Origin of the sequence: Tenacibaculum sp. SZ-18 (genome assembly GCF_002813915.1) — a bacterium.
Classification (GTDB): domain Bacteria; phylum Bacteroidota; class Bacteroidia; order Flavobacteriales; family Flavobacteriaceae; genus Polaribacter.
Window position 1 is genome coordinate 475,641 of sequence record NZ_CP019335.1, and the last position, 22,262, is coordinate 497,902.

General features: G+C 30.6%; 18 protein-coding genes. 3 read left to right on the forward strand and 15 right to left on the reverse strand.

Annotation, left to right across the window (positions count from 1 at the left end):
* Positions 1–1,968: a protein-disulfide reductase DsbD family protein gene (locus BTO06_RS02125; protein ID WP_100923747.1), complete on the forward strand. Its 1,968-nt coding sequence runs from the start codon at positions 1–3 to the stop codon at positions 1,966–1,968.
* 61 nt (positions 1,969–2,029) lie between these two features.
* On the opposite strand, the gene BTO06_RS02130 is transcribed toward BTO06_RS02125, so the two are convergent.
* The 5 genes from BTO06_RS02130 to BTO06_RS02150 are packed head-to-tail and all read right to left on the reverse strand — an operon-like array spanning position 2,030 to position 6,370.
* Positions 2,030–2,845: a DNA/RNA non-specific endonuclease gene (locus BTO06_RS02130; protein WP_100923748.1), complete on the reverse strand. Its 816-nt coding sequence runs from the start codon at positions 2,843–2,845 to the stop codon at positions 2,030–2,032.
* Positions 2,838–3,284: an acyl-CoA thioesterase gene (locus tag BTO06_RS02135; RefSeq protein ID WP_100923749.1), complete on the reverse strand. Its 447-nt coding sequence runs from the start codon at positions 3,282–3,284 to the stop codon at positions 2,838–2,840. Before BTO06_RS02135 ends, BTO06_RS02130 begins: the two co-directional genes overlap by 8 nt.
* A gap of 34 nt (positions 3,285–3,318) precedes the next feature.
* Positions 3,319–4,395: an ABC transporter permease gene (locus tag BTO06_RS02140; RefSeq protein ID WP_100923750.1), complete on the reverse strand. Its 1,077-nt coding sequence runs from the start codon at positions 4,393–4,395 to the stop codon at positions 3,319–3,321.
* Positions 4,396–4,397: 2 nt separating this feature from the next.
* The gene (locus BTO06_RS02145) at positions 4,398–5,657 is read right to left on the reverse strand and encodes a mechanosensitive ion channel family protein (RefSeq protein ID WP_100923751.1); all 1,260 of its coding nucleotides are present in this window, start codon (positions 5,655–5,657) and stop codon (positions 4,398–4,400) included.
* A 5-nt stretch (positions 5,658–5,662) separates the two neighbouring features.
* A complete protein-coding gene (locus BTO06_RS02150; RefSeq protein ID WP_100923752.1) occupies positions 5,663–6,370 on the reverse strand; it encodes a queuosine precursor transporter in 708 nt (235 codons plus the stop codon).
* Between the two features lie 66 nt (positions 6,371–6,436).
* On the opposite strand from BTO06_RS02150, the gene fabD reads away from it, so the two are divergent.
* On the forward strand, positions 6,437–7,321 hold the full coding sequence (gene fabD, locus BTO06_RS02155) for an ACP S-malonyltransferase (RefSeq protein WP_100923753.1): 885 nt from the start codon (positions 6,437–6,439) through the stop codon (positions 7,319–7,321).
* A gap of 51 nt (positions 7,322–7,372) precedes the next feature.
* Here the strand turns inward: fabD and BTO06_RS02160 are convergent, their stop codons facing one another.
* From BTO06_RS02160 to BTO06_RS02175, 4 genes are all read right to left on the reverse strand, one after another.
* Positions 7,373–10,210 carry a M16 family metallopeptidase gene (locus tag BTO06_RS02160; RefSeq protein ID WP_100923754.1) on the reverse strand — a complete coding sequence of 946 codons (2,838 nt, stop codon included), beginning with the start codon at positions 10,208–10,210 and terminating at the stop codon, positions 7,373–7,375.
* Positions 10,211–10,309: 99 nt separating this feature from the next.
* Complete coding sequence (galE, locus tag BTO06_RS02165) at positions 10,310–11,317, reverse strand: UDP-glucose 4-epimerase GalE (RefSeq protein WP_100923755.1); 1,008 nt, start codon at positions 11,315–11,317, stop codon at positions 10,310–10,312.
* 2 nt (positions 11,318–11,319) lie between these two features.
* Positions 11,320–11,736, reverse strand: a complete 417-nt coding sequence (locus tag BTO06_RS02170) for a hypothetical protein (protein WP_100923756.1) — start codon at positions 11,734–11,736, stop codon at positions 11,320–11,322.
* Position 11,737: 1 nt separating this feature from the next.
* Complete coding sequence (locus tag BTO06_RS02175; protein ID WP_100923757.1) at positions 11,738–12,886, reverse strand: DegT/DnrJ/EryC1/StrS family aminotransferase; 1,149 nt, start codon at positions 12,884–12,886, stop codon at positions 11,738–11,740.
* Positions 12,887–12,953: 67 nt separating this feature from the next.
* Here BTO06_RS02175 and BTO06_RS02180 point away from each other — a divergent pair, with 67 nt between their 5' ends.
* Positions 12,954–15,335, forward strand: a complete 2,382-nt coding sequence (locus BTO06_RS02180; RefSeq protein WP_100923758.1) for a penicillin acylase family protein — start codon at positions 12,954–12,956, stop codon at positions 15,333–15,335.
* Positions 15,336–15,337: 2 nt separating this feature from the next.
* On the opposite strand, the gene BTO06_RS02185 is transcribed toward BTO06_RS02180, so the two are convergent.
* The 6 genes from BTO06_RS02185 to BTO06_RS02210 all read right to left on the reverse strand — a co-directional run bounded on the left by BTO06_RS02185 (position 15,338) and on the right by BTO06_RS02210 (position 21,376).
* Positions 15,338–15,748: a hypothetical protein gene (locus BTO06_RS02185; RefSeq protein WP_100923759.1), complete on the reverse strand. Its 411-nt coding sequence runs from the start codon at positions 15,746–15,748 to the stop codon at positions 15,338–15,340.
* A gap of 94 nt (positions 15,749–15,842) precedes the next feature.
* Entirely contained in the window at positions 15,843–17,066 is a 1,224-nt protein-coding gene (locus tag BTO06_RS02190; RefSeq protein WP_100923760.1) for a GTP-binding protein, read from the reverse strand.
* A 23-nt stretch (positions 17,067–17,089) separates the two neighbouring features.
* Positions 17,090–17,497 (reverse strand): phosphoribosyl-AMP cyclohydrolase, encoded by a 408-nt coding sequence (locus BTO06_RS02195; RefSeq protein WP_100923761.1) that lies wholly within the window; start codon positions 17,495–17,497, stop codon positions 17,090–17,092.
* A gap of 51 nt (positions 17,498–17,548) precedes the next feature.
* Positions 17,549–18,169 carry a DUF1826 domain-containing protein gene (locus BTO06_RS02200; RefSeq protein ID WP_100923762.1) on the reverse strand — a complete coding sequence of 207 codons (621 nt, stop codon included), beginning with the start codon at positions 18,167–18,169 and terminating at the stop codon, positions 17,549–17,551.
* Positions 18,170–18,357: 188 nt separating this feature from the next.
* Positions 18,358–19,029, reverse strand: a complete 672-nt coding sequence (locus BTO06_RS02205; protein WP_100923763.1) for a response regulator — start codon at positions 19,027–19,029, stop codon at positions 18,358–18,360.
* 25 nt (positions 19,030–19,054) lie between these two features.
* Positions 19,055–21,376 (reverse strand): PAS domain S-box protein, encoded by a 2,322-nt coding sequence (locus BTO06_RS02210; RefSeq protein ID WP_100923764.1) that lies wholly within the window; start codon positions 21,374–21,376, stop codon positions 19,055–19,057.
* Positions 21,377–22,262: the final 886 nt, after the last annotated feature.

Consider the following 22,262-nt stretch of genomic DNA (forward strand, 5'->3'; position numbering starts at 1 on the left):
ATGAAAAGAGTTATTACCTTACTTTTATTTATTTTTGGATTCGCTTTTACAGCCTATGCGCAAGATGAACCTGTAGAAGTAGAGACTTCAGTTAAGAAAATCTCAGACACTGAGTATGATTTAATTTTTAATGTGTACATAGAAGATGATTGGCACTTGTATTCTCAGTACAATCCAAAAGACGCATCTTTACCAATGAGTATTAAACCTTCGGAGGGAGAAACTGGTTTTACAGTTGTTGGAAAGGCTCAAGAAAGTGAGACAACTACAGAATACAGCGAAATATGGGGAATGGATGAAACTTTCTTTGTAGAAGAAGCTACATTAATTCAACGTATCAAATTAGATGATCCTACCATAACTCAGGTTTCCTTAAATATCGAAGCACAAGTGTGTAAAGAGTTTTGTTTACCTTACGATGATGATTTTTCTTTTTCTTTAAATGGAGGAGAAATAGTCGAGTCTGTGGCGACAGTTACAAAAAAAGATGAGCAGATTACAAATTCTTTAATGTTAGATTTAAAAAATAAATCATTACTTGAGTCTTCAACCGATAATGAAGAAAATAAAGGTAATCTGTTAAATATTTTCGTTCTTGGTTTTTTAGGTGGTTTAATTGCATTTTTAACTCCTTGTGTATTCCCATTAATTCCATTGACAGTTTCATTTTTTAATAAGCAGTCAGGAAAAAAATCAAAGGGAATTACAAATTCATTAATCTATGGGTTTTTCATCGCTGCCATTTACGTAGGATTAAGTTTACCATTCCATTTTGCGGAAAGTTTAGATCCTGAAATATTGAATACTATTTCGACCAACATGTGGTTAAATATTTTCTTCTTTATCGTATTAATTTTCTTTGCTGGTTCTTTTTTTGGTTTCTATACAATAACACTACCAAGTTCTTGGAGTAGCAAAACAGATAATGCATCAGGTATTGGAGGTATATTTGGAATTTTCTTTATGGCAATTACATTAGCAATCGTATCATTCTCATGTACTGGGCCAATTTTAGGTTCATTATTAGCAGGTTCTTTAACCTCAGATGGTGATCCAATGCAGTTAACTGCTGGTATGGGAGGCTTTGGAGTTGCGTTAGCTTTACCTTTTGCTTTCTTTGCATTATTCCCAAATTTATTAAAATCCTTACCAAAATCAGGTTTCTGGATGAAAGCTGTTACAGTATTATTAGGATTTATCGAGTTAGCATTGGCTTTTAAATTTTTGTCAAATGCAGATTTAGTTGGAAATTGGGATATCCTTAAAAGAGAAGTATTTATTGGAATTTGGATTTTCATTACAGTTTTAGCTGCACTATTCTTATTTGGTGTAATCAAATTCCCTGGTGGACCAAAAGTTAAGAGAATTTCAGGTTTAAGAATTATTTTAGGTCTAGCGGTATTAGGATTTGCAGTTTATTTGGCACCTGGTGTTACTAAAAAGCCAATGTGGAGTCAATCTTTATTAAGTGGTTTTGCTCCACCTCAGTTCTACAGCATTTATGATTTAGATAATAACAAGTGTCCTTTAGCTCTAAATTGTTTTAAAGACTTTGATAAAGGAATGGCATACGCTAAAGAAGTTGGAAAGCCTGTATTAGTTGACTTCACTGGATGGGCTTGTGTAAACTGTAGAAAGATGGAAGAAAATGTTTGGAGTGAGAGTAGAATATATAATACGTTAAAAGATGATTATGTGTTAATTTCTTTATATGTAGATGATAATGAAAATGTACTACCTACAGATGAGCAATTTGATTTTGTGAAACCAAGTGGTAAAATAAAAAAGATTAGAACCTACGGTGAAAAGTGGGCAACATTACAAACTGTTAATTTTAAGAACGCTTCACAACCATATTATGTTCAATTAAGTCCAGAGTTAGAAGTTTTAAATACACCACAACAGTATACAGACAAATTAACTTATTACAACTGGTTAAAAGAAGGCGTTAAACGTTATAAGAAATAACATTAAATTCATAAATAAAAAAAAGATCATTCGTTAGAATGATCTTTTTTTGTCTTAAAAATTATCTAAACCACCAATTTTTATAATTTGTTGATGATTCAAGTTTGTCCTCAATATTATCTGGAAGTTCTTTAAAGAAATCAATTCCAGTTTTTTGTTCTAATTCATCAATAGAAATAACAAAATTAGATAGAGGTTTATTACTCTCTTTATGGGGCAAAAGAAATGCTATAGCTTTAATTTCTGGGTCAGTATAATCTAATAAAACTTTATAGAAGAACTTAGGTATAGTTACCTTTTCTTTACCGATTGATTTTAAATTACTATCAGTCAAAACTCCACCAGTAAAAACATACAGGTGATTATATTTCTCTGCCCAATACCTTACTTTTTGTTCTAATTTATTCCAAATTCCAGAATTGAATTCATGTTTTTGAGGAGAAATATTTGATGTGTAAAAAGTTTCTTCAAAAGCCTCTTTTGATGATTTTCTGTCAGCAGCTGGACAAAGATGCCCTCGATCATAGCCGGAATGTTTGTAATTTCTCCAATCCGCTGATTTAGTCCTAACTTTTGGATCTTCGATAAAAAATGGACGTTTAAAATTAGTGTAAACTATGTCATTTTTATGTAAAGAATATGCAACCCACTCAGCCTGTTCGTGTTTTTCACTATACGATAAGGAGAAATGATTATGTTTAATGATTTGTTTAGTAGTAGAGCTAGGAAGAAAGTCGAAAGTATAATAACCTTTCTTTTTTTTAACTTGATTTTCTTCGTTTCTTTTAGAGGTTGTATCTGTTTTTTGATCTATATAATAATTGTAAACTAAAACTGCGCTTAATATAAGCGCAGCTATGATTCTTTTTTTATTCACTTTTCAAAGGTATTTCTTTAAAGTTTTCCGTACGTTCAGCATCGTTGAAAATTTGCTGGAACTTTCTTGGAGGAATGGTTAATTTACGTTTTGTTAAATCCAACCAAGCTCCATAAACATTAATAATAGCCGATAATTTTCCTTTACTATTAAATACTTCATGTTGAATTTTCCAACGTTCTCCTTTAGCTGATAATCCAGTAATTTTTAAATTCACTGATATATCCTCTCCTAAATGTATTTCTTTTAAAAACTTTGTATTTTCTTCAAATAAAATTGGGCCAACTTTTTCTTTTGTAAAGTCATGAATAGTAATTCCGAATTTATTAAAAAAACGTAAACGTGCTTCTGCCGCATAATCATTATAAGCTGTATGACGCATATGTATATTAGCATCAAAATCAGCCCACCTGGTGGTAAATTGTACTGTGAAATTCATGAGTTATTTTTAATGAAGTAGCGAAATTACGAACTTAAGCTTTTACATCCAACGCATCTCTTAGTGAATTTCCAAGTAACATAAAAGCCATAACTAAACTCATAATTGCAAAGCCTGGAGCTAAAGCTAAAAAGGGTTTGCCTAGTATAATATAGTTGTAATGATTTTTAATAATTGCTCCCCAAGATGGAGTAGGAGGTTGAGCACCAATACCTAGAAAACTCAATCCACTTTCTATTAAAATAGCAGCAGCAAAATTTGCAGCAGAAATAACAATGATAGGCGCTAAAATATTCGGTAAAATATGTTTGAAAATTATTCTTGAATGTGAATAACCTAAAGCTTTCGCAGCTTCGATATATTGTTGTTGTTTTGTTGTAATTACTTGACCTCTAACGATTCTTGCAACTTCAACCCACATGGTTAGTCCTACTGCAATGAAAACTTGCCAAAAGCCTTTTCCTAATGTTAGCGTAATTGCTATCACTAGTAATAAGGTTGGAATAGACCAAGTGATGTTGATAAGCCACATAATAAATGCATCTACTCTTCCACCGAAATAGCCTGCAATCCCGCCAATTGGAATACCAATAAGTAATGAAATTAAAACGGCGATAAACCCTATTGAAAAAGAAATCCTTGTACCTATCAGAATTCGACTGATTAAATCTCGCCCGAATTTATCTGTTCCAAGTAAAAACGTTTTCTCAGAGATAAAGTTTTCTGGACTGTATTGAAAAATTTCTAGTTTGAAATCTTTGGTCGTTCCGTCATATTTTTTTATTGATAATAGTTCTTCAGAAACTTCATAAGATAGAATTGGAATTTCATTAGAAGATGTTTTTTTTCCATTGAATAAAATTGAAATCCAAGTATTAGATTCTTTACTCTGCTCGTTAGGTAATGTTAACATTTTAGTAGAAAAGCCTGGATCTTTAGAATGGATTTCAATATGCATCTGATTTGCTGAATTTGAATTGTCAGGAGCAAGCGCATAACAAAACAATGCAACTAATCCACATAAAATAATATAAAAGAAACTAAAAACTCCAGTTTTATTTTTCTTGAACTTTCGTAGTGTTAAATTCCAAAGTGAATTAGATGATTTCATTTTTATTTGAAACTATTAATTTGCGCTATATCGTTTCCCGTTGGCGATTCAAAAATTTCTAAATCAAAATAAGAAACAGATGCACAAATATGATCAAAAATATCGGCAATAATTCGTTCGTAAATTACCCACTCTTTGTTCGTGCTAAACGCATATATCTCTAAAGGAATTCCTTTTGAAGTTGGTGTTAACTGCCGTGTCATTAAGGTTAATTCTTTATTTATTTTGGGGTGTTGTTCCAAATATAAATCTATATACTTTCTAAATATTCCAAAATTAGTAAGGTTTCTTCCGTTGATAAGAATTTTCTTATTTATGTTATGATCCAGATTAAACTTTTCAATTTCATTTGATTTATCCCTTACATAAGAACCAATGAGTTCAATTTTCTTGAGTTTTTCTAAATCTTCCTTAGAAACAAATTTTATGCTGCTCATTTTAATGGAAACAGCACGTTTAATTCTTCTACCACCAGAATTATTCATTGCTCTCCAGTTCTTGAATGAATCAGAAATCAATGAATAAGTAGGAATACTCGTAATGGTATTATCAAAATTCTGAACAATAACAGAAGTTAAATTTATTTCAATAATATTTCCATCTGCTCCATATTTTTCCATGGTTATCCAATCTTGAAGTCTCACGGTATCATAAACTGAAATTTGAATGCTTGCTACAAAACCAAGAATAGCATCTTTAAAAATTAACAGTAATACCGCAGAAAACGCTCCAAGTGTTGTAAAGAAACGAGCTAAAGGTCTATTAGAAAGAATAGAAATGCTAACAATCAATCCAACTAACCATAAAAAAACCATAAATATTTGAACGTAACTTTCTAAAGGTTTGTCTTTAAAGATTGTTAGGGTTCTTAAATAATCTTTGATACTAGAAAGAATACTTTTTATCAGTAAAATCAAACTAATTACAATACATACATTTATAATCTTTTTTCCATGATTTAAAAGTTCTGGAAAGTCGATGAATATATATTCTAGAAACGCATAGGTTATCATAAAAATAACAACCCTCGAAAGATTAAGAAATACTTTATTTTTTATTAAAATATCGTCAAATTCAGTTTTAGTTTTAGCGGCGATTTTACGAATCATTTTACTTCCGACTAATTTCACTAATCGGTAAATTAAGTACCCTAAAATTGCTATGACTATTAAATTGCTGATTACATTTAAGTATTCAGCTGTTGTTTTGTCAATATGAAATGTATTCGTGTAAAGGTTATAGAATAACTTTGTTGATTCCATTAAAATTATATCAGGTTTTTAAACTCTTCTCCTTCATTTAAATTAAATCTCTTTCTGAACCAATATACAGATAGATATAGAAGAGGTGTGTCCAGAAGTGCAACTAAAACTTTGAACATAACACCGCTAATTAGTAAACCTGTAAATTTATTCCATGCAATAATTTCAAAAAAACATAGTAAAACTAGTACAGTTAAAGTATCAATAATTTGAGAAGAAAAAGTTGAAAAGTTATTCCTCAACCACAAATGTTTTCCATTCGTATAGTTTTTCCAGAAATGATAAACTCGTATATCAACAAACTGAGCAAATAAATAAGCTAACATGGAAGCCAAAACCGCTAGAGGTGCTGCTCCAAAAACTAAATTAAAAGTTTTGTCGTCTACAGGGGACCATGGAGTGGCTGGAGAAAACTTACCGACATAAATAATTCCTAATGAAAATAACGAAGCAAAAATCCCAGTAATTACAACTTGGTTAGCTTTCCTTTTTCCATAAATCTCGGATAAAATATCTGTGATTAAAAATGTAATCGGATACGGTAATAGTCCTACCGATACTTCAAATAGTTTGGCTCCGTATATTTCAATATTAAAAGGATACCAGTAAAAAAATTTTTGAAAAATTAAGTTGGAAGCCACCAACGAAGCAATAAATAAACCAGCAAGTACTAAATAAATATTTTGGGCAAGTAGTTTGTTTTTCTCGGTCATAAAACGAAAATAGCAAAATTAAAATTGATTATGTTTGCATTATTAAACAAATGATTAAAGAAACATATGAAAGCATATATTTTTCCTGGCCAAGGAGCGCAATTCACGGGTATGGGATTGGATTTATATGAAAAATTTCCTTTAGCTCAAGAGTTATTTGAACAAGCGAATTCAATCTTGGGATTTAGCATAACAGACGTAATGTTTGAAGGTACTGCTGAAGAGTTAAAGCAAACAAAAGTTACACAACCTGCAATATTTTTACATTCTGTAATTTTAGCAAAAGTACTAGGTGAAGATTTTAAACCAGAAATGGTAGCTGGTCATTCATTAGGTGAATTTTCTGCATTGGTTGCTAGTAATGCTTTATCGTTTGAAGACGGTTTAAAGTTGGTGGCAACAAGAGCAATGGCGATGCAAAAAGCTTGTGAACAACAGGAATCGACAATGGCAGCAGTATTGGGACTAGAAAACGAAGTAGTTGAAGAAGTTTGTAACTCCATAGGAGGAATAGTTGTTGCAGCAAACTATAATTGTCCTGGACAAATCGTAATTTCAGGAGAAGTAGAGGCTGTAAATAAAGCTTGTGATATTTTAAAAGAGAAAGGAGCGAAAAGAGCCTTAGTTTTACCGGTTGGTGGTGCATTTCACTCACCTTTAATGGAGCCTGCTCGTGAAGAGTTAGCAAAAGCAATTGAGGAAACTACTTTTAATACTCCAATTTGTCCGGTATATCAAAATGTAGTTGCTAAGGCTGTTACAGATCCTACTGAGATTAAAGATAATTTAGTAGCACAATTAACAGGAGCTGTTAAATGGACGCAATCTGTTCAGCAAATGATTGCTGATGGTGGTGATGAGTTTGTAGAAGTTGGTCCTGGTAAAGTATTACAAGGTTTAATGAGAAAAATTGATAGAAGTGTTGCTGCAAGTGGAGCAAGTTTTGAATAAAAAACCAAATTATTATAAAATATAAAACGCCCTAATTATTAGGGCGTTTTTTTATTGCTTTACTTTCTCTTGAAGCTTATTAAGTAGAACTGGTTCTCCGAACCCTAATTCTTTCATTCTTTTTAATTGCGTTTCCGCATCTCCAACAACTAACCAAATCATTTTGTTTGGATCAATATATTGATTCGCTAATTCTTGAATACGAGGAATTGTCATTTCAGAAACAATTTTCTCTCTACTTTTTACATAGTCAGAAGATAAGTTATAAGTACTAATGTTTTCTAACATTCTTATTTTAGCATTCATTGTTTCAAAAGCACGAGCATTTGATTTGATTAAGAATCCTTTAGTAGTTGCTAAATCTTTCTCGTTATAGTTTTTAGCGTAGTTTTCTAAAATTTGTTTTACTAATCGAGATGCTTCCAGAGTTACATTACTTCTTACTCCACTAGAAATAGTAAATGCTCCTTTTTCTTTATTTCCAGAGAAACCAGAACGAACTCCGTAAGTATAACCTTTACCTTCTCTAAGTTGTTGAGTTAACTGAGAAGCGAAACCACCACCACCTAAAATATAATTCATAACAGTAGCTGGATAGTAGTCTTTATCATTAAATGCTAATGCTGGAGTTCCAAAACGTAATTGAGATTGTTTTGCGTTAGGAACGTCGTAGAAATAAACTGTTGATTTTTCTGGTGGTTCTGGAGTAGGAAAACTTGGAATAGAAACTTCCTTGGCTTTCCATCCGTCGTTTATTTCTTTTAAAGAAGATACAATACTACTTTGATCAATGTCTCCAACAACATGCATTGTAGTAACAGAAGGAGAAATATAATTATTATAGTAGTTTTTAATATCATCAATAGTAATTGCTTCTACAGAAGCAATTGTTCCTAAAATATTTTTAGAACGGATATTATCTTTACCATATAATAAAGTGTTATACTGATTTGCAGCAATTGACCTAGGACTAGCTTCTTGCTGTCTTAAGTTTGTAATAGCGCGTTTCTTTAATAAATCAAATTCTGTTTCATCCCATCTTGGCTCTAACAACATTTCTTTTACTAAAGCTAAAGTTTCATCGTAATTTCTGGTTAAAGTAGTTCCTGAAATTCTTATGTTATTTTTAGTTGCAAAAACAAATACAGAAGCACCTAATTGCGCTATAGCATCTTCTAATTCACTAACTGTTCTATTTTTAGTTCCTTTTTCTAATAAACCAGCCGTTAAGTTAGCAACACCCAATTTATTCATGTCTTCTAAAAGCTGTCCTCCTTCAATTACAAAGTTGAATTCAACTAAAGGAACTTCACTATTTTGAATACCAAAGATTTTTATTCCGTTATCTAATTTATCTTGCCAAACATTTGGAGTTTTTATTTCTGGTGATTTACCATATTCAGGTTCAACCGAACGATCAAAAGATGAAGGTGTTTTTTCATATTCTGCGGCAATTGATGCATCAAAAGATTCTTCAGCTCCCATTACAATTTTTTCTTCTTCAATTTTTGCTTCTTCTGAATTTGTTAAAGCTAAAGCTTGATTACCGCGAGGAACAAAACTAGTAGCAATAAAGTTTTTTCCTTTGATATATTTGTTGAAAACGTTCATTACATCTTCAGTTGTAACTGCTAAGGTTTCATTTAATTCTTTCGTTACATAACCTGGGTCTCCAGTATAGGTATTATATGAAGCTAAACGAGATCCTTTTCCAAGGACACTAGATAAGCTACTGTAAAAATCAGTTTCTAATCCTGCTTTAATACGATCTAAATCTTTTTGAGGAATTCCATTTTGTTCAAAGTCATCAAAAGCTTTGTCAATTCCAGTTTTTACCTCATCAAGTTTGGTATTATTAAATGCTCTGACGATCAATTGAACCTGTCCAGCAATTTCCGATGTAAAATTAAACATTGTTGTTCCAGAAGTTAGTTTTAAATCATCAACTAAAACTTTATTTAATGGCGCTTTTTTGCCAACAGTTAAATATTCTGTAAGAATGTCAAGAGCATAAGAATCTTTATGATATTGTTCAACAGTAGGCCATGTTAAGGTTAATTCAGGCAATCTTGCGAAGTTATCTTCATAAAATAAATGCTTAGTTTCATTCACAATTCCTGGGCGTTTTTGAACTGGAGTAATTTCTCCTCCTCTAGGAATTTCATCGAAATATTTATGAACCCATTCTTTTGCTTTAGCAACATTAATATCTCCTGTTAAAACTAAAGTAGCGTTATTTGGAACGTACCATTTTTTAAAGAAATTTTTTACATCATCTAAAGTCGCATTCTGTAAATCTTCTAAAGAACCAATTACTTGCCAATTATATGGATGACCTTTTGGATATAAGTTTTTACCGATAACATATTGTCTGTGTCCGTAAGGCCTGTTATCAACACTTTGTCTTTTTTCGTTCTTAACTACTTGTTTTTCTTTTGCTAAAACTGGCTCGGTAACAGTGTTGATAAACCAACCTAATTTATCAGCTTCTGCCCAAATCATTTTTTCTAATGCATCACTAGGAACTGTTTGTAAATAATTAGTTCTATCTCTTGAAGTTGAACCATTTGCTCCAGATCCTCCTATACGTGCACTCATCTTATCAAGACCACCTTTTCCTAAGTTTTCAGATTCTAGGAACAATAGATGTTCAAACAAGTGAGCAAATCCAGTTCTACCTTCTATTTCTCTGGCAGAACCAACATGAACCATAAGTTCAACAGCTACGACAGGGTCAGATTTATCTACATGAAAAATAACATCAAGTCCATTATCTAATGTTATTTTCTCATAATCAATTTTTAAAGCTACTTCTTTTTTGTCTTTAGAAGTAGAGGTACAGCTCAGTATAAATACTGAAATACATACCAATAGTATATTTTTAGTCATTTTGGCTTTTATTTATGGGCTGAAATTACAAAAACTAGTAAAGAAGCCTTTACTAGTTTTTGTTAAATGTTATTGAAGACAAGCAAGTTGCTTAATATATTATTGTTTTTGTTGCCATTCCCAGGCAGATTTTAAAGCTGTTTCTATAGATTTTTCTGTTTTCCATTTCAATTCAGTATTAGCCAGAGTAGTATCCGCATAAGCGGCTGTAATATCTCCTTCTCGACGAGGAGCTATTTTATAGTTTAATTTTTGATTCGTAGCTTTTTCAAAACCGGTTACAATTTCTAAAACAGAACTTCCTGTGCCTGTACCTACATTGAAAAACTCAAAATTCTTTTTATTTTCTTTTTGAATTAATCTTTTTAAGGCAGAAATGTGTGCTTTTGCTAAATCTACTACATGAATATAATCACGAATTGCGGTTCCATCAGGCGTATTATAATCATCTCCAAAAACAGAAAGTTGTTTTCTAATTCCAGCAGCTGTTTGCGTTACATAGGGAATTAAATTTTGAGGAACTCCTATAGGTAGTTCACCTATTTTAGTTGAATCATGAGCCCCGATAGGATTGAAATATCTTAATGAAATTGCATTTAAGTTATTCGCTTTACAAGTGTCTCTAATTATTTCTTCACCAATTTGTTTCGTGTTTCCATAAGGGGATTCCGCAGGTTTTATAGGAGCATTCTCCGTAATAGGAAGCTCATCTGCTTGACCATATACTGTGCATGAAGAGCTAAATATGAAATTATCGATGTTACGATCTCGCATTTCTTGTAAAATATAAACAAGACTTCCGATGTTGTTCTCGTAATAATCTAGTGGTTTTTGTACACTTTCTCCCACCGCTTTAAAGGCTGCGAAGTGAATAATTCCATCGATTTTATTAGTTTCAAAAAAATGTTGGACATCCTTTTTAACTCGTAAATCTATTTGGAAGAATTCAGGTTTTACTCCAGTGATTTCTGTAATATTATCTAAAACTTCAATTTTTGAATTAGATAAATCATCTATTATAACCACTTCATATCCTTCGTTTTGTAGCTCTACTACAGTGTGTGAACCAATGAAACCTAATCCACCAGTTACTAAAATTTTTTTCATAGTTAATTGTTGAATTCTGAATCTTTTAAATTCAGAGTAGTTTTGGCGTTTACTTTTGTTGGTCTAATTAATATGAGTAATATTAAAACACCGATATTTAAATTAATTAATTCTGGTTTTAAAATTAGAATTAAGAATCCTGCTATTTCCAATGGTGCCCATCTTAAAACGAATGAACTTAAATAGGTTGTAAGTTTTTCTGAGGTTGGTTGTTCCTGAGTCACTTTTTCCAATCTTTTGTTTGATAAATAAATTCCAGTGAAATAAGCAAGAATAGGTATTAGAAAAAACACAAAATTAGAACTATCGATATTAAATTTATCAAGGTTTTTAAAATCTCCTAGGACATAATTAAAAATACAAAACCCAATAATTTGGGCTAAATGTATGATTTGACCAGTTCTAATTTTTTGATTCATTTTAACCTAAGAAATCATTGATGGTTTTAGTGATGAATGTTAATTGTTCTTCATCTAATTCAGTATGCATTGGTAAAGAAATTACCGTCTGTACTAGTTTATTAGTAACTGTAAAATCATTTTCATTATAACGTTCATCTTCATAAGCTTTTTGTTTATGTAAAGGAACAGGATAGTAAATTGCATTAGCAATTCCATTATCTAATAAATGTTTGTGAAGTTCATCTCTCTTACCATTTGTAATTTGTAAGGTATATTGGTGGAAAACATGACAATCACATGTTGCACAAATTTGTCCACAACTCGATGAAGTTGGTGTAATTATATTTGGATTAGCTGCGAATGCATTATTATAAAATCTAGCAGCATTTCTTCTGGCATTACAATACTCATCTAATAAAGGAAGTTTAGCCTTTAAAACAGCTGCTTGAATACTATCTAATCTAGAATTTACTCCAACAACATCATGATAATATCTTTTATACATTCCGTGGTTTACAATTCCTCTTATGATATGAGCTAAATCATCATCATTAGTAAAGATTGCTCCACCATCACCATAACAACCTAAGTTTTTCGAAGGAAAGAAAGATGTCGTTCCAACATTTCCTATTGTACCAGCTTTTTGTTTTGATTCATCTTTGAACGTGTAATTCGCTCCAATTGCCTGAGCGTTATCTTCTATGACGAATAAATTATGCTCATTTGCAATTTCTAAGATAGCCTCCATATTAGCCACTTGTCCGAATAAATGTACAGGAACAATAGCTTTGGTTTTTGGTGTAATTGCTTTTTTTAATGCTTCAATGTCAATGTTAAAAGAGTTTGGTTCAACATCAACTAAAACTGGTGTTAAGTTTAATAGTCCAATTACTTCAACAGTAGCGGCAAAAGTGAAATCTGCGGTTATAACTTCATCACCTGGTTTTAAACCAAGCCCCATCATTGCAATTTGTAAAGCATCGGTTCCATTAGCACATGGTATTACATGTTTTACATCTAAATATTTCTCTAAATCTGCTTGAAATTCTTTTACATAAGGACCATTAATGTAGGCTGAAGAATTTAAAACTTCTTGAATTGATACATCTACAGTTTCCTTAATCTTTTGATATTGACCTTGTAAGTCAACCATGTGAATTTTTTTCATCTCCTGCTGTTAGTTTTATCAAAAGTACAAATTTAAAACCTTTATATTTGGTAAAACATATTTAAGAATGAAACTACTAAAAAAATCCCTCTTTTTTTTAATTGGATTATCTTTTCTATTATTTCTAGCTTATTGGTTTATTGGAAAATCTTTATCTCCAAATTATAATGGAGAACTAAAGCTTTCAGGGTTAAACGAGAAAGTTACAGTGTATTATGATGATAATGGAGTTCCTCATATTACTGCAGAAAATAATGAAGATGCTTTACGGGCATTTGGATATGTTCATGCGCAAGATCGTTTGTGGCAGATGGAATTGATACGAAGATTGGCTGCAGGAAGGTTAGCTGAGATTTTTGGAAAAGATCTCGTAGGAGTTGATAAACTTTTTTCTGGTTTAGGAATAGAAGAAGCGGCCGAAAAAAGTATAACTGAATTAAATACTGATTCCGAAGCATTTAAATTGACTATGGCATATTTGGATGGTGTGAATCAGTTTATAGAAAACGGTCCGACACCTTTGGAATATTATCTAGTAGGAGTGGAGAAAGAGAAGTATTCAATCAAAGATATATATAATGTGTTTGGTTACATGGCATTTAGTTTTGCTGCTGCTCATAAAACGGATCCTATTTTAACAGAAGTTAAAGAAAAATACGGAGAAAATCATTTACGAGAACTTATTTCTTCATATTCGAAAAATTTAACAATTAACAGAACCCAAAAAAATAAAGAAATTAAGGCGACCATGGCTTCTGCTATGAATAAGATTTATGAAAAATTACCTGTTTCGCCTTTTATTGGAAGTAATTCTTGGGTGTTAGCTCCACAAAAAACTGAAAATGGTAAGGTGATTTTGGCAAACGACCCTCATATAGGTTTTTCTCAACCTTCTGTTTGGTACCAATCACATATTAAAACTCCGACATACGAAATGTATGGTTTCAATTTAGCATTAACACCGTTTCCGTTATTAGGTCATAACCGAGAATATGCCTACGGTTTAACAATGTTGGCCAATGATGATATCGATTTTTATATTGAGGAAAATAATCCGGATAATTCATTAGAGTATAAGACTGAAAATGGATTTAGATCTTATGAATTAGTTGATAAAAAGATAAAAGTAAAAGATGATCAAGACATTACCTATCAAATTAAAGTTAGTAGACATGGACCAATAATGAATGATATTATTGATCACATCAACGATTCTCGTCCAATTGCAATGCAGTGGATTTATACCAAACTTCCGAATAAGTTGTTGTTAGATGTTTCATACGATTTATCACATGCGAGTTCTTTGGAAAGTTTTAAAGGTGGTGCTGCCAAGGTTCATGCGCCAGGTTTGAATATTATGTATGGTGATGCAAGAGGAAATGTAGGATGGTTCTCTTCTGCGAAATTATATCAAGTAAGAGATAGTTTGTTTAGGCAAACATATTTGGATGGTACAACAGGTAAGGATGAAATTGTCAGTTTTATAAATTTTGATGAAAATCCGAAAGCAATAAATCCTGATTGGAATTATGTTTATTCTGCTAACCAACAAATAGATACAGTACGCGGTAAACTGTATCCTGGGTATTATCAACCGCAAGATAGAGCGAAAAGAATAGTTGATATATTAGAAAGTAGAGACAAGTTTTCAAAAGAAGATATGAAAGCTATGATTTTTGATATCACTTCCTCAACAGCTTCAACCATCATTAAAGATATGTTGGTTGATGTAGATGTAAATAATTTATCACCTTCTGAAAAAAAAGCTTATGAATTAGTTTCTAAATGGGATGGATCTTATAAAATGAATAGTATTGAAGCAACTATTTATAATCGTTTGTTATTTGAGTTTTATAAAGCAACTTACCAAGATGAACTGGGTAAGAGTTTTAATATGTTTATAAATACCCAAACCGCTAAAAAGATTTTGGCAGAACAAGTAAAACGAAAAGAGTCATTTTGGTGGGATAACTTGAAAACTAAAAATATTGAAAGTCGAAGTGATATTGTAAATGCTGTTTTCAAAAACACAATTTCTTTTCTTCAGAATCAATTGGGAGAGAACGTTGATAATTGGACTTGGAATAGAGTTTTCTCTGTTGAGCATGAGCATGCAATTGGTAAAGCAGGAGGGATTCTTCGAAAAATTTTCAATGTAGGACCTTTTGAAACAGTTGGTGGTAATGAAGTTTTAAATAATCAAATTTTTAATTTAGACAGCACTGGTTATTATAAGGTAAAATCTGGACCGTCAACAAGAAGAGTTGTTGATTTTTCTGATATAGAAAATAGTGTTGCCGTACTTCCAACAGGTCAATCAGGAAACGTATTTAGTCCGTATTATAAAAATCAGGCGAGTAAATATGTAAACGGAGAGTTTGTTAAAATGAAATTGAACCAAGAGGAAATTGAACAATCGAAAAATAAACTGATTTTACTTCCAAAATAAGTTTATCTTTTTAACAACTCTTTGTAAACACCTGTTCTTAATGTGTAATCATAAGAAGAGATTTGAGCATCAATAGTTCCTATTTGATGCTCAATTTGTTTTGATATTGTATCTAAATTTCTATAATATTCCAAGAAGTCTTCTGGAGCTACAGTTATTTCTTTTGACCACTCAAGGATGTCATTGGTTTTTATATAATGCTCTAGATTATATAAAATTAAGAACCAATTAACTAGTTTGTTCGTTGATGAAAAATCGTTAAACTCATCCTCAACTAGTATTTTCCAGGAATTATTATTAATAGAAATTTTTACATAAAATAAATCAGTACGAATCCAATCAGTCGGTTTAGATATTTTTATTATATGATGGAAAAAATATGAATTTAATTTTTGAATTTCAGCGAAATACATATTTTATGGCTATAGTTTTATCTTGTGAGATTAATGACAGCATATGCTTTTGTTTGATATAATGTATCATTAATAATAATTAAATATAATAGAATTAGTTCATGGGCATTGTAATTTTTTGAATTGGCCATTGATCTTCGTATCCAAATCTCCATTCTAAAGTTAATAATTCATCTTCAGTTGCTATACAATCATTTAAACTTGAAATGATTTGTTTTTTATTTAATTTGCGACCTATAAACACAATTTCAATTTTTCTATCACCAAATTTTTTATCCCAGTTTTCTTCTATTGTTTCTTTATTTTCAATGTACGCATCGAATCGAATTCTGTTTTTTACAGGCATACTACTCCACCAGATACCGGCATTACTCACTTTGAGAGATCCACCTGCTTGCCCCCAATGTAATGCCTGATTAGACCTTGAAGCTAGCCAGAATATACCTTTACTTCTAATTATTTCATCAGGAAATTCATGAGCGAATTTTAAAAAACGAATTGGATCAAAAGGTTTACGTTCCTTGTAAACAAATGATGATATCCCGTATTCTTCAGTTTCGGGAGTATGTGTTACCTTTTGCATTTCTGCAATCCACCCAGCACTATGCTGAGCTTCTTCAAAATCAAAAAGCCCAGTGTTTATAATTTTTTCTAGTGAAATTTTGCTGTAGGTTGTCTCAAAAATTCGAGCTGAAGGATTTAAATTATGAATGGTTTCTTTAAGATTCTGTAAGTGTTCATCGCTGACAAGATCCGTTTTATTTAAAAGAATAACGTTAGCGAATTCAACCTGATCAATTAATAGATCTGCTATGGTTCGCTCATCTCCTTCAATATTCGAAAGTGTTCGATCTTTTAATTTTTCAGGGGTGTCGATATCATCAAAGAAATTAAATGCATCGACTATTGTAACCATGGTATCTATGTAGCTAAATTTAGAAAGGTCGATATTACTATCTTCATCTGTGAAGGAGAATGTTTGAGCTACAGGCACAGGTTCGCTTATTCCTGTACTTTCAATTAATAAGTAATCGAATCTATTTTCACGTGCTAATCTTTCAACTTCAATCATTAAGTCTTCGCGAAGAGTACAACAAATACAACCGTTACTCATTTCTACTAATTTCTCTTCTGTATGTGATAAAGAATTTTCGCTTTTTACTAAGTCAGCATCAACATTTATTTCACCCATATCATTTACTATTACAGCAACTTTTAACCCTTTTTTATTGTGTAATATATGATTTAGAAGTGTAGTTTTGCCTGAACCTAAAAATCCACTGAGTACAGTAACTGGTAGTTTTGTTTTAGTTTTCATTTGTAGAGTTTTAATATTGATGTTTATTTTTCAATGAATTTCAGATTATTGTTTTCGAGATCTATTTCTCTATAAAAGCAGGCTTTTCTATGAATTCCTTGTGAATTAAAAGTATGACAAACGCCATTACCAACAAGAGTTACTTGGTAAACTAGGGCATCTTGGTCACAGTCAATTAAAATATTATCTATTTTGAGGAAGTCACCAGATGTTTCGCCTTTAGTCCATAATTCATTTCTAGAAGTACTCCAAAATGTTGCTATTTTCGTGCGTAATGTTTTTTGGAATGCTTCTTTATTGACAGAAGCAAGCATTAAAACTTGACCAGATTTAGTTTCTTGAACAGCAACCGGTAAAAGGCCATTTCGTTTGTCGAATTGTGGATATAACGACTCACTTTCTTCAAGTTCAAGAGTGAAATTGGATATCATATCAATTATGAGATTAAATGTCTGATTTTATAAATTAAACTTTAATGACTATTAAATAGAATCAATTCGTAGTAATAGTCTATTATTGTCGTTAGTACCAACTGGAGGACTTCTATGTACAATTCCTTGTGAATATTCTTTAGAATAGTTTTGACCTTTTAATAAAATGACAGCTCCTGTTGCAACTTGATTTATATTTTTATTGTTAACTACAATGGCGTTATTATCTTTAAAAGAATGCAAAGCTTTTCTATTCACATTGCTGTTATGTAACCATTGGGTTCCTTTTCCGGCATAAGTACATAGCATACGAATAGAATTACAGTCAACATGAAATCTTTTACACATGTTATCTTTTACTGTAGAAAGAAGAATACTAAGATTACTACTTCCAGAAATTCTCTTAAACGACTTAAGAAGTATGGTAATATCTTCCAAAATAAGTTTGGTTTTATTAAGTGTTTTGTTTGAATTGAGGTGCTGTGAAATAATATCATAGTCTCCCTTGTAATTAATTTTTATATCAGATAAGATTAGTTTTTGTATATCTCTTTTAAGAAAACTAATATTTCTGTTGTATACGCAAATATTTACTTCCTTTTCATGTATATCCTTCAATACTGTGGATTTTGTATCAATAGACGAATGTGTGATGTTTTGCAGTGTATCCATATATTTTATATGAAGAATTTATAGTTGGAAAAACACTGTAAAAATATGAATAATACTTTTAATGCAATTAAGTTGCATTAATTTGTTTTAAAAGAATCTCTATTACGGTATGAAGAAATAATTAGAACTAGTAATTCATTTTTATGAGAATTATCGGGTTAGTATGATTTATTGTATGACTTGAAATCTCACTCAGACAGTTTGTGACGAGTCTTATTGATATTTGATGTAAGCCTATCACGTAACTGTTTATTTTCCTTTTGTTGATTTTGTAATTCTTTTATTAAATCTCCACGACTTTGAATTAATGTTGAATTTTGTTCCAAGTAATTCGAATTATTAAGTAGAAGAACATCAACTCGATCGTTTAATAATTCCTCTTTTGTTTTTAATTGATTATTGAGTTCTTTTAGGAGGTTGAGTAAATTTTCCTTTTGATTTAATTCTGTGTTTAATTGTTTATTAGCGTCTTTTAATTGTTTTTGAATGTTGAATTTGTAAATTGCTATGTCTATGGCAATTTGAAGTTCTCGCTCTTTGAAAGGTTTTAAGATATATGCATAGGGAGAAGTAATACCTGCTTTCTGTAATGTTTCTTCGTCGTCATATGCAGTAATATAAATTACAGGTGTTTCATTTGATTTATTTATTTCATGACTAGTTTCTATTCCAGTTATTCCTTTTCCCAGATTTATATCAGCTAAAATTAATTGTGGTTTAAATGTTTTTGCGATTGCTATTGCCTCCTCTCCAGACAATGCCGTTTCCACAAAATCATACCCCATCCGAGTAACATTCGATTTCATATCATTTAAGGTAATTACATTGTCTTCAATTATCAAAATCCTAGTTTCTGCCATAATAATCTCATTTTGTATTAAACATTTAAAATTTCATCCTGTATTCAACTCCTTTTCCCGGAATTGATTTTATAGCAAGTTCTCCTTTAAGTTGACGTTGGATAATACTTTTAATCAATAAAAGCCCTAATGTTTTAGATTTTTCGATATTAAAATTTTCATTAAATCCAATTCCATTGTCACTAAAGTTAAGATGTATTTTACCTCTTTTTTTAATCATTTTTATAGCAATGTTTCCATTTTCTCTATTTTTAAAAGCATATTTGAAAGCATTGGAAACTAATTCGTTTATGACGATAGCAATTGGTAACATGATATCTAAATCGAAATAAATTTCTTCGACTTCAATAAATTGTTCGATATATTTTGAATCAGTGTTGTAGTTTTCCGATAGTTTACCAACTAATTCTGTAATGTAGTTTTTAATATTTACAGTTTCAATATTTTCAGCTTTGTAGATATGTTGATGTATAAGAGCGATAGATTCAATACGACTAATACTTATGTTTAGAGCATTTATCACATTAGCATCATGAGCCGTCATTTTTTGTTGATTGAGTAAACTTGTTATTGTTTGTAAATTATTTTTTACACGATGATGAACTTCTTTTAATAATACATTTTTAACTTTTAATGCTTCGTTTAGCTCGATTTCAGTTTTTCTTAAAGGTGTAATATTATAAAGAGAGGAAAATATAAATTTTTCATCTTTAATATTCATTGGAATACTTTCAATCATAATGTTTAAAACCTCTCCAGTTTTAGTTTTATGAAGGGTTTCAAATTTGCATACTTCACCTTCTTTTAAGAGACTAATTTTTTTACTACGTTCTTTATGGTCTTCTTGAATATCAATATCATCAATGTGAATATTTACAAATTCTTCTTTCGTATATCCTAATAATTTGTGGGCAGCATCATTACATTGAACAATTTGACCTTTTCTATTAGTTAGCCAAATAGGATACATGGATTGAGAGAACAATTTACTATATCGTTCTTCACTTTCGCGAAGAGATCGTTCACTTTTTTTAAGCTTATGTAAATTATGTAGTCTTTCTGAAATATCGTGAAACATAGAAATCATTTTTCCATTTGTTGTACGAAAATTGAAATTTTCAAAAGATCCTTTAAAATTATCCTCTTTATAGTTTATTGTAACATTGTTCCAACTTTCCCCGTTTTTGATAATATTTTTAAATCGATTTATTGTGTCGGTTTCCTTGATCTCGGGAAATGCCTCATCCATTCTTTTATTTATAAACTGAGAGTTATCAATTCCTAGCAGTTCATCTGCAGCTTTATTATAACCTGTGAAATATAATTCGCCATCATCTCTTAACTCATAGGTATGGGCACCAAGTATTGAGTTGTTAAATTTATTTTTAAATATTTCTTTCCTTTCAAGTAATTTTATCTCGTTAATTTTTCTTTTAGTAATATCGTTAGAGAGCACTAATACTCCCTCACTAATTGGTCGAATATTAATATCATACCAGCTTTTTTTACCACAAGGAAATTTAAAATCCATTTCAAATTTATGAGTAGTCCGGTTTTTTAAACAATTACAAATTAGTTTAAACATTTTCGTTTCCTTAATGTCTGGCCAACAATCTTCAAACCGCTTTCCCAGTAGTTCTTCTCTTGATCGCATACTTTGTTTTTCTAGACTTTTATTTACATAAATGTAGGTTCGATCAAAATCCAAAATCTTATAGCCTTCAGCCATATTTTCCATCAAATCTTCCCACTTTTTAGCGGTATCTTCAGCAATGTTTTTTGCTTTTAAAATACTATTATTGAAAAAAATAAGAACGATAAATAGTAAAAGAATAGCGTAAATGGAGAAGGAAATACTAATCCAAAAACGATAGGTTTCGTTAAGTTCAATGGAGTAGCTTGATAATGTTGAAAAACTAATCAAAGTTGCTATAATGCATATGCCAAGGTATAGAAAAGGAAAGAATTTCTGCTTTGTTGGCGTAATAAGATAGGATACAGCAATTAAAGTTAGAAACATGAGTTCTAACCCAAGGCCTGGACCAAGAAGAATAAGAAAATACAATACACCTAAAATAGATCCTACCATTAATAAATGGCGTGATGTTTTTATGAAATTATTATACGAGGCAATTAGAGCTATTATAAAAACAATAATAATAGTAGATACAAAATCTATACTTTTAGTAAATAGCTTGCCGCCTATTTGTAAAATTATACCAATGAAAAAAGGACTTACACCTAAAATTATAAATAGTATTCTGTTGGAAAGTTTTGTTTTTGTTTGTTCTTCTAATGTTAAATTATCTGAAATTCCAAAGTTTAATATTTTGTTTAAAATACTCATGGCTTGTGAATTCAAAATTAACTCTATAAATATGTAGTATTCCTTATTAGTTATTCATTTACTCAACTAAAAATAGTTTTTTTTTTGTAAAAAGACTAGATTTATTTCATGAAAAGTATCGAATAGTAGTTGTTTAGTTGCTGGTATTCGATATTTTAGAGTTTAGTAAAGTATATTTTTTGACTAGCTTTATATAAGTTTAAGACGGACTTTTTCAAAAAAAACTCTAAAATATTTCTCATAAACATTTTCGTCTTTTCATCTACCGCAAGAAATGATTAATTATAATTTGCAAAAGAGAAGTAAATAATTGTTTTTACAAGTCAAGTATTTGTATTTCTAATATTTAGCAATCTTTGTGTCTCTCTGTAGCAATACTAAGTATAAAATTTTAAGCGCTTACAATTGTGTTTTCATATGCTATAACAAGAATGATTTTACTACAATCTTCTATGTAGGTAAGTTTGAGATAACGATTGTTAACATTATGTAATAATTCAATTATCCAAATACTCCAAAGAGGTTATAATAAGTCGCTTAATTTATTACAAATAGTACTTTTAGCGAATTTTTCTTTTTTATTTATAGGGGAAATACTATTTGGATGATTTCATTTAGCTTTTCCTTAATTATTCGATATATCTTTTCTTACTAGAAGATTTACTGATTCTATACTGTTTTTTTGTAATATTTTAGCTACAACTTAAAGTAGTTATTAATTTCTTTCTGCGAGATAGAAATTGTAAAATTATCACAATTAACATTGCTGATATTGTGAGTGATTAGATCTTGGTCGAAATAACTTTTTTTATAATATTAAAATCAATTATATTAAAGTATCATTTCTTATTGATTCTCCGTAGTTGATTGCTTCAAATGTAGTTTC

Coding starts and splice junctions, on each gene's coding strand:
- BTO06_RS02125 (WP_100923747.1), top strand. CDS start 1: ATGAAAAGAGTTATTACCTTACTTTTATTTATTTTTGGATTCGCTTTT.
- BTO06_RS02135 (WP_100923749.1), bottom strand. CDS start 3,284: ATGAATTTCACAGTACAATTTACCACCAGGTGGGCTGATTTTGATGCT.
- BTO06_RS02140 (WP_100923750.1), bottom strand. CDS start 4,395: ATGAAATCATCTAATTCACTTTGGAATTTAACACTACGAAAGTTCAAG.
- BTO06_RS02145 (WP_100923751.1), bottom strand. CDS start 5,657: ATGGAATCAACAAAGTTATTCTATAACCTTTACACGAATACATTTCAT.
- BTO06_RS02150 (WP_100923752.1), bottom strand. CDS start 6,370: ATGACCGAGAAAAACAAACTACTTGCCCAAAATATTTATTTAGTACTT.
- fabD (WP_100923753.1), top strand. CDS start 6,437: ATGAAAGCATATATTTTTCCTGGCCAAGGAGCGCAATTCACGGGTATG.
- BTO06_RS02160 (WP_100923754.1), bottom strand. CDS start 10,210: ATGACTAAAAATATACTATTGGTATGTATTTCAGTATTTATACTGAGC.
- galE (WP_100923755.1), bottom strand. CDS start 11,317: ATGAAAAAAATTTTAGTAACTGGTGGATTAGGTTTCATTGGTTCACAC.
- BTO06_RS02170 (WP_100923756.1), bottom strand. CDS start 11,736: ATGAATCAAAAAATTAGAACTGGTCAAATCATACATTTAGCCCAAATT.
- BTO06_RS02175 (WP_100923757.1), bottom strand. CDS start 12,886: ATGAAAAAAATTCACATGGTTGACTTACAAGGTCAATATCAAAAGATT.
- BTO06_RS02180 (WP_100923758.1), top strand. CDS start 12,954: ATGAAACTACTAAAAAAATCCCTCTTTTTTTTAATTGGATTATCTTTT.
- BTO06_RS02185 (WP_100923759.1), bottom strand. CDS start 15,748: ATGTATTTCGCTGAAATTCAAAAATTAAATTCATATTTTTTCCATCAT.
- BTO06_RS02190 (WP_100923760.1), bottom strand. CDS start 17,066: ATGAAAACTAAAACAAAACTACCAGTTACTGTACTCAGTGGATTTTTA.
- BTO06_RS02195 (WP_100923761.1), bottom strand. CDS start 17,497: ATGATATCCAATTTCACTCTTGAACTTGAAGAAAGTGAGTCGTTATAT.
- BTO06_RS02200 (WP_100923762.1), bottom strand. CDS start 18,169: ATGGATACACTGCAAAACATCACACATTCGTCTATTGATACAAAATCC.
- BTO06_RS02205 (WP_100923763.1), bottom strand. CDS start 19,029: ATGGCAGAAACTAGGATTTTGATAATTGAAGACAATGTAATTACCTTA.
- BTO06_RS02210 (WP_100923764.1), bottom strand. CDS start 21,376: ATGAGTATTTTAAACAAAATATTAAACTTTGGAATTTCAGATAATTTA.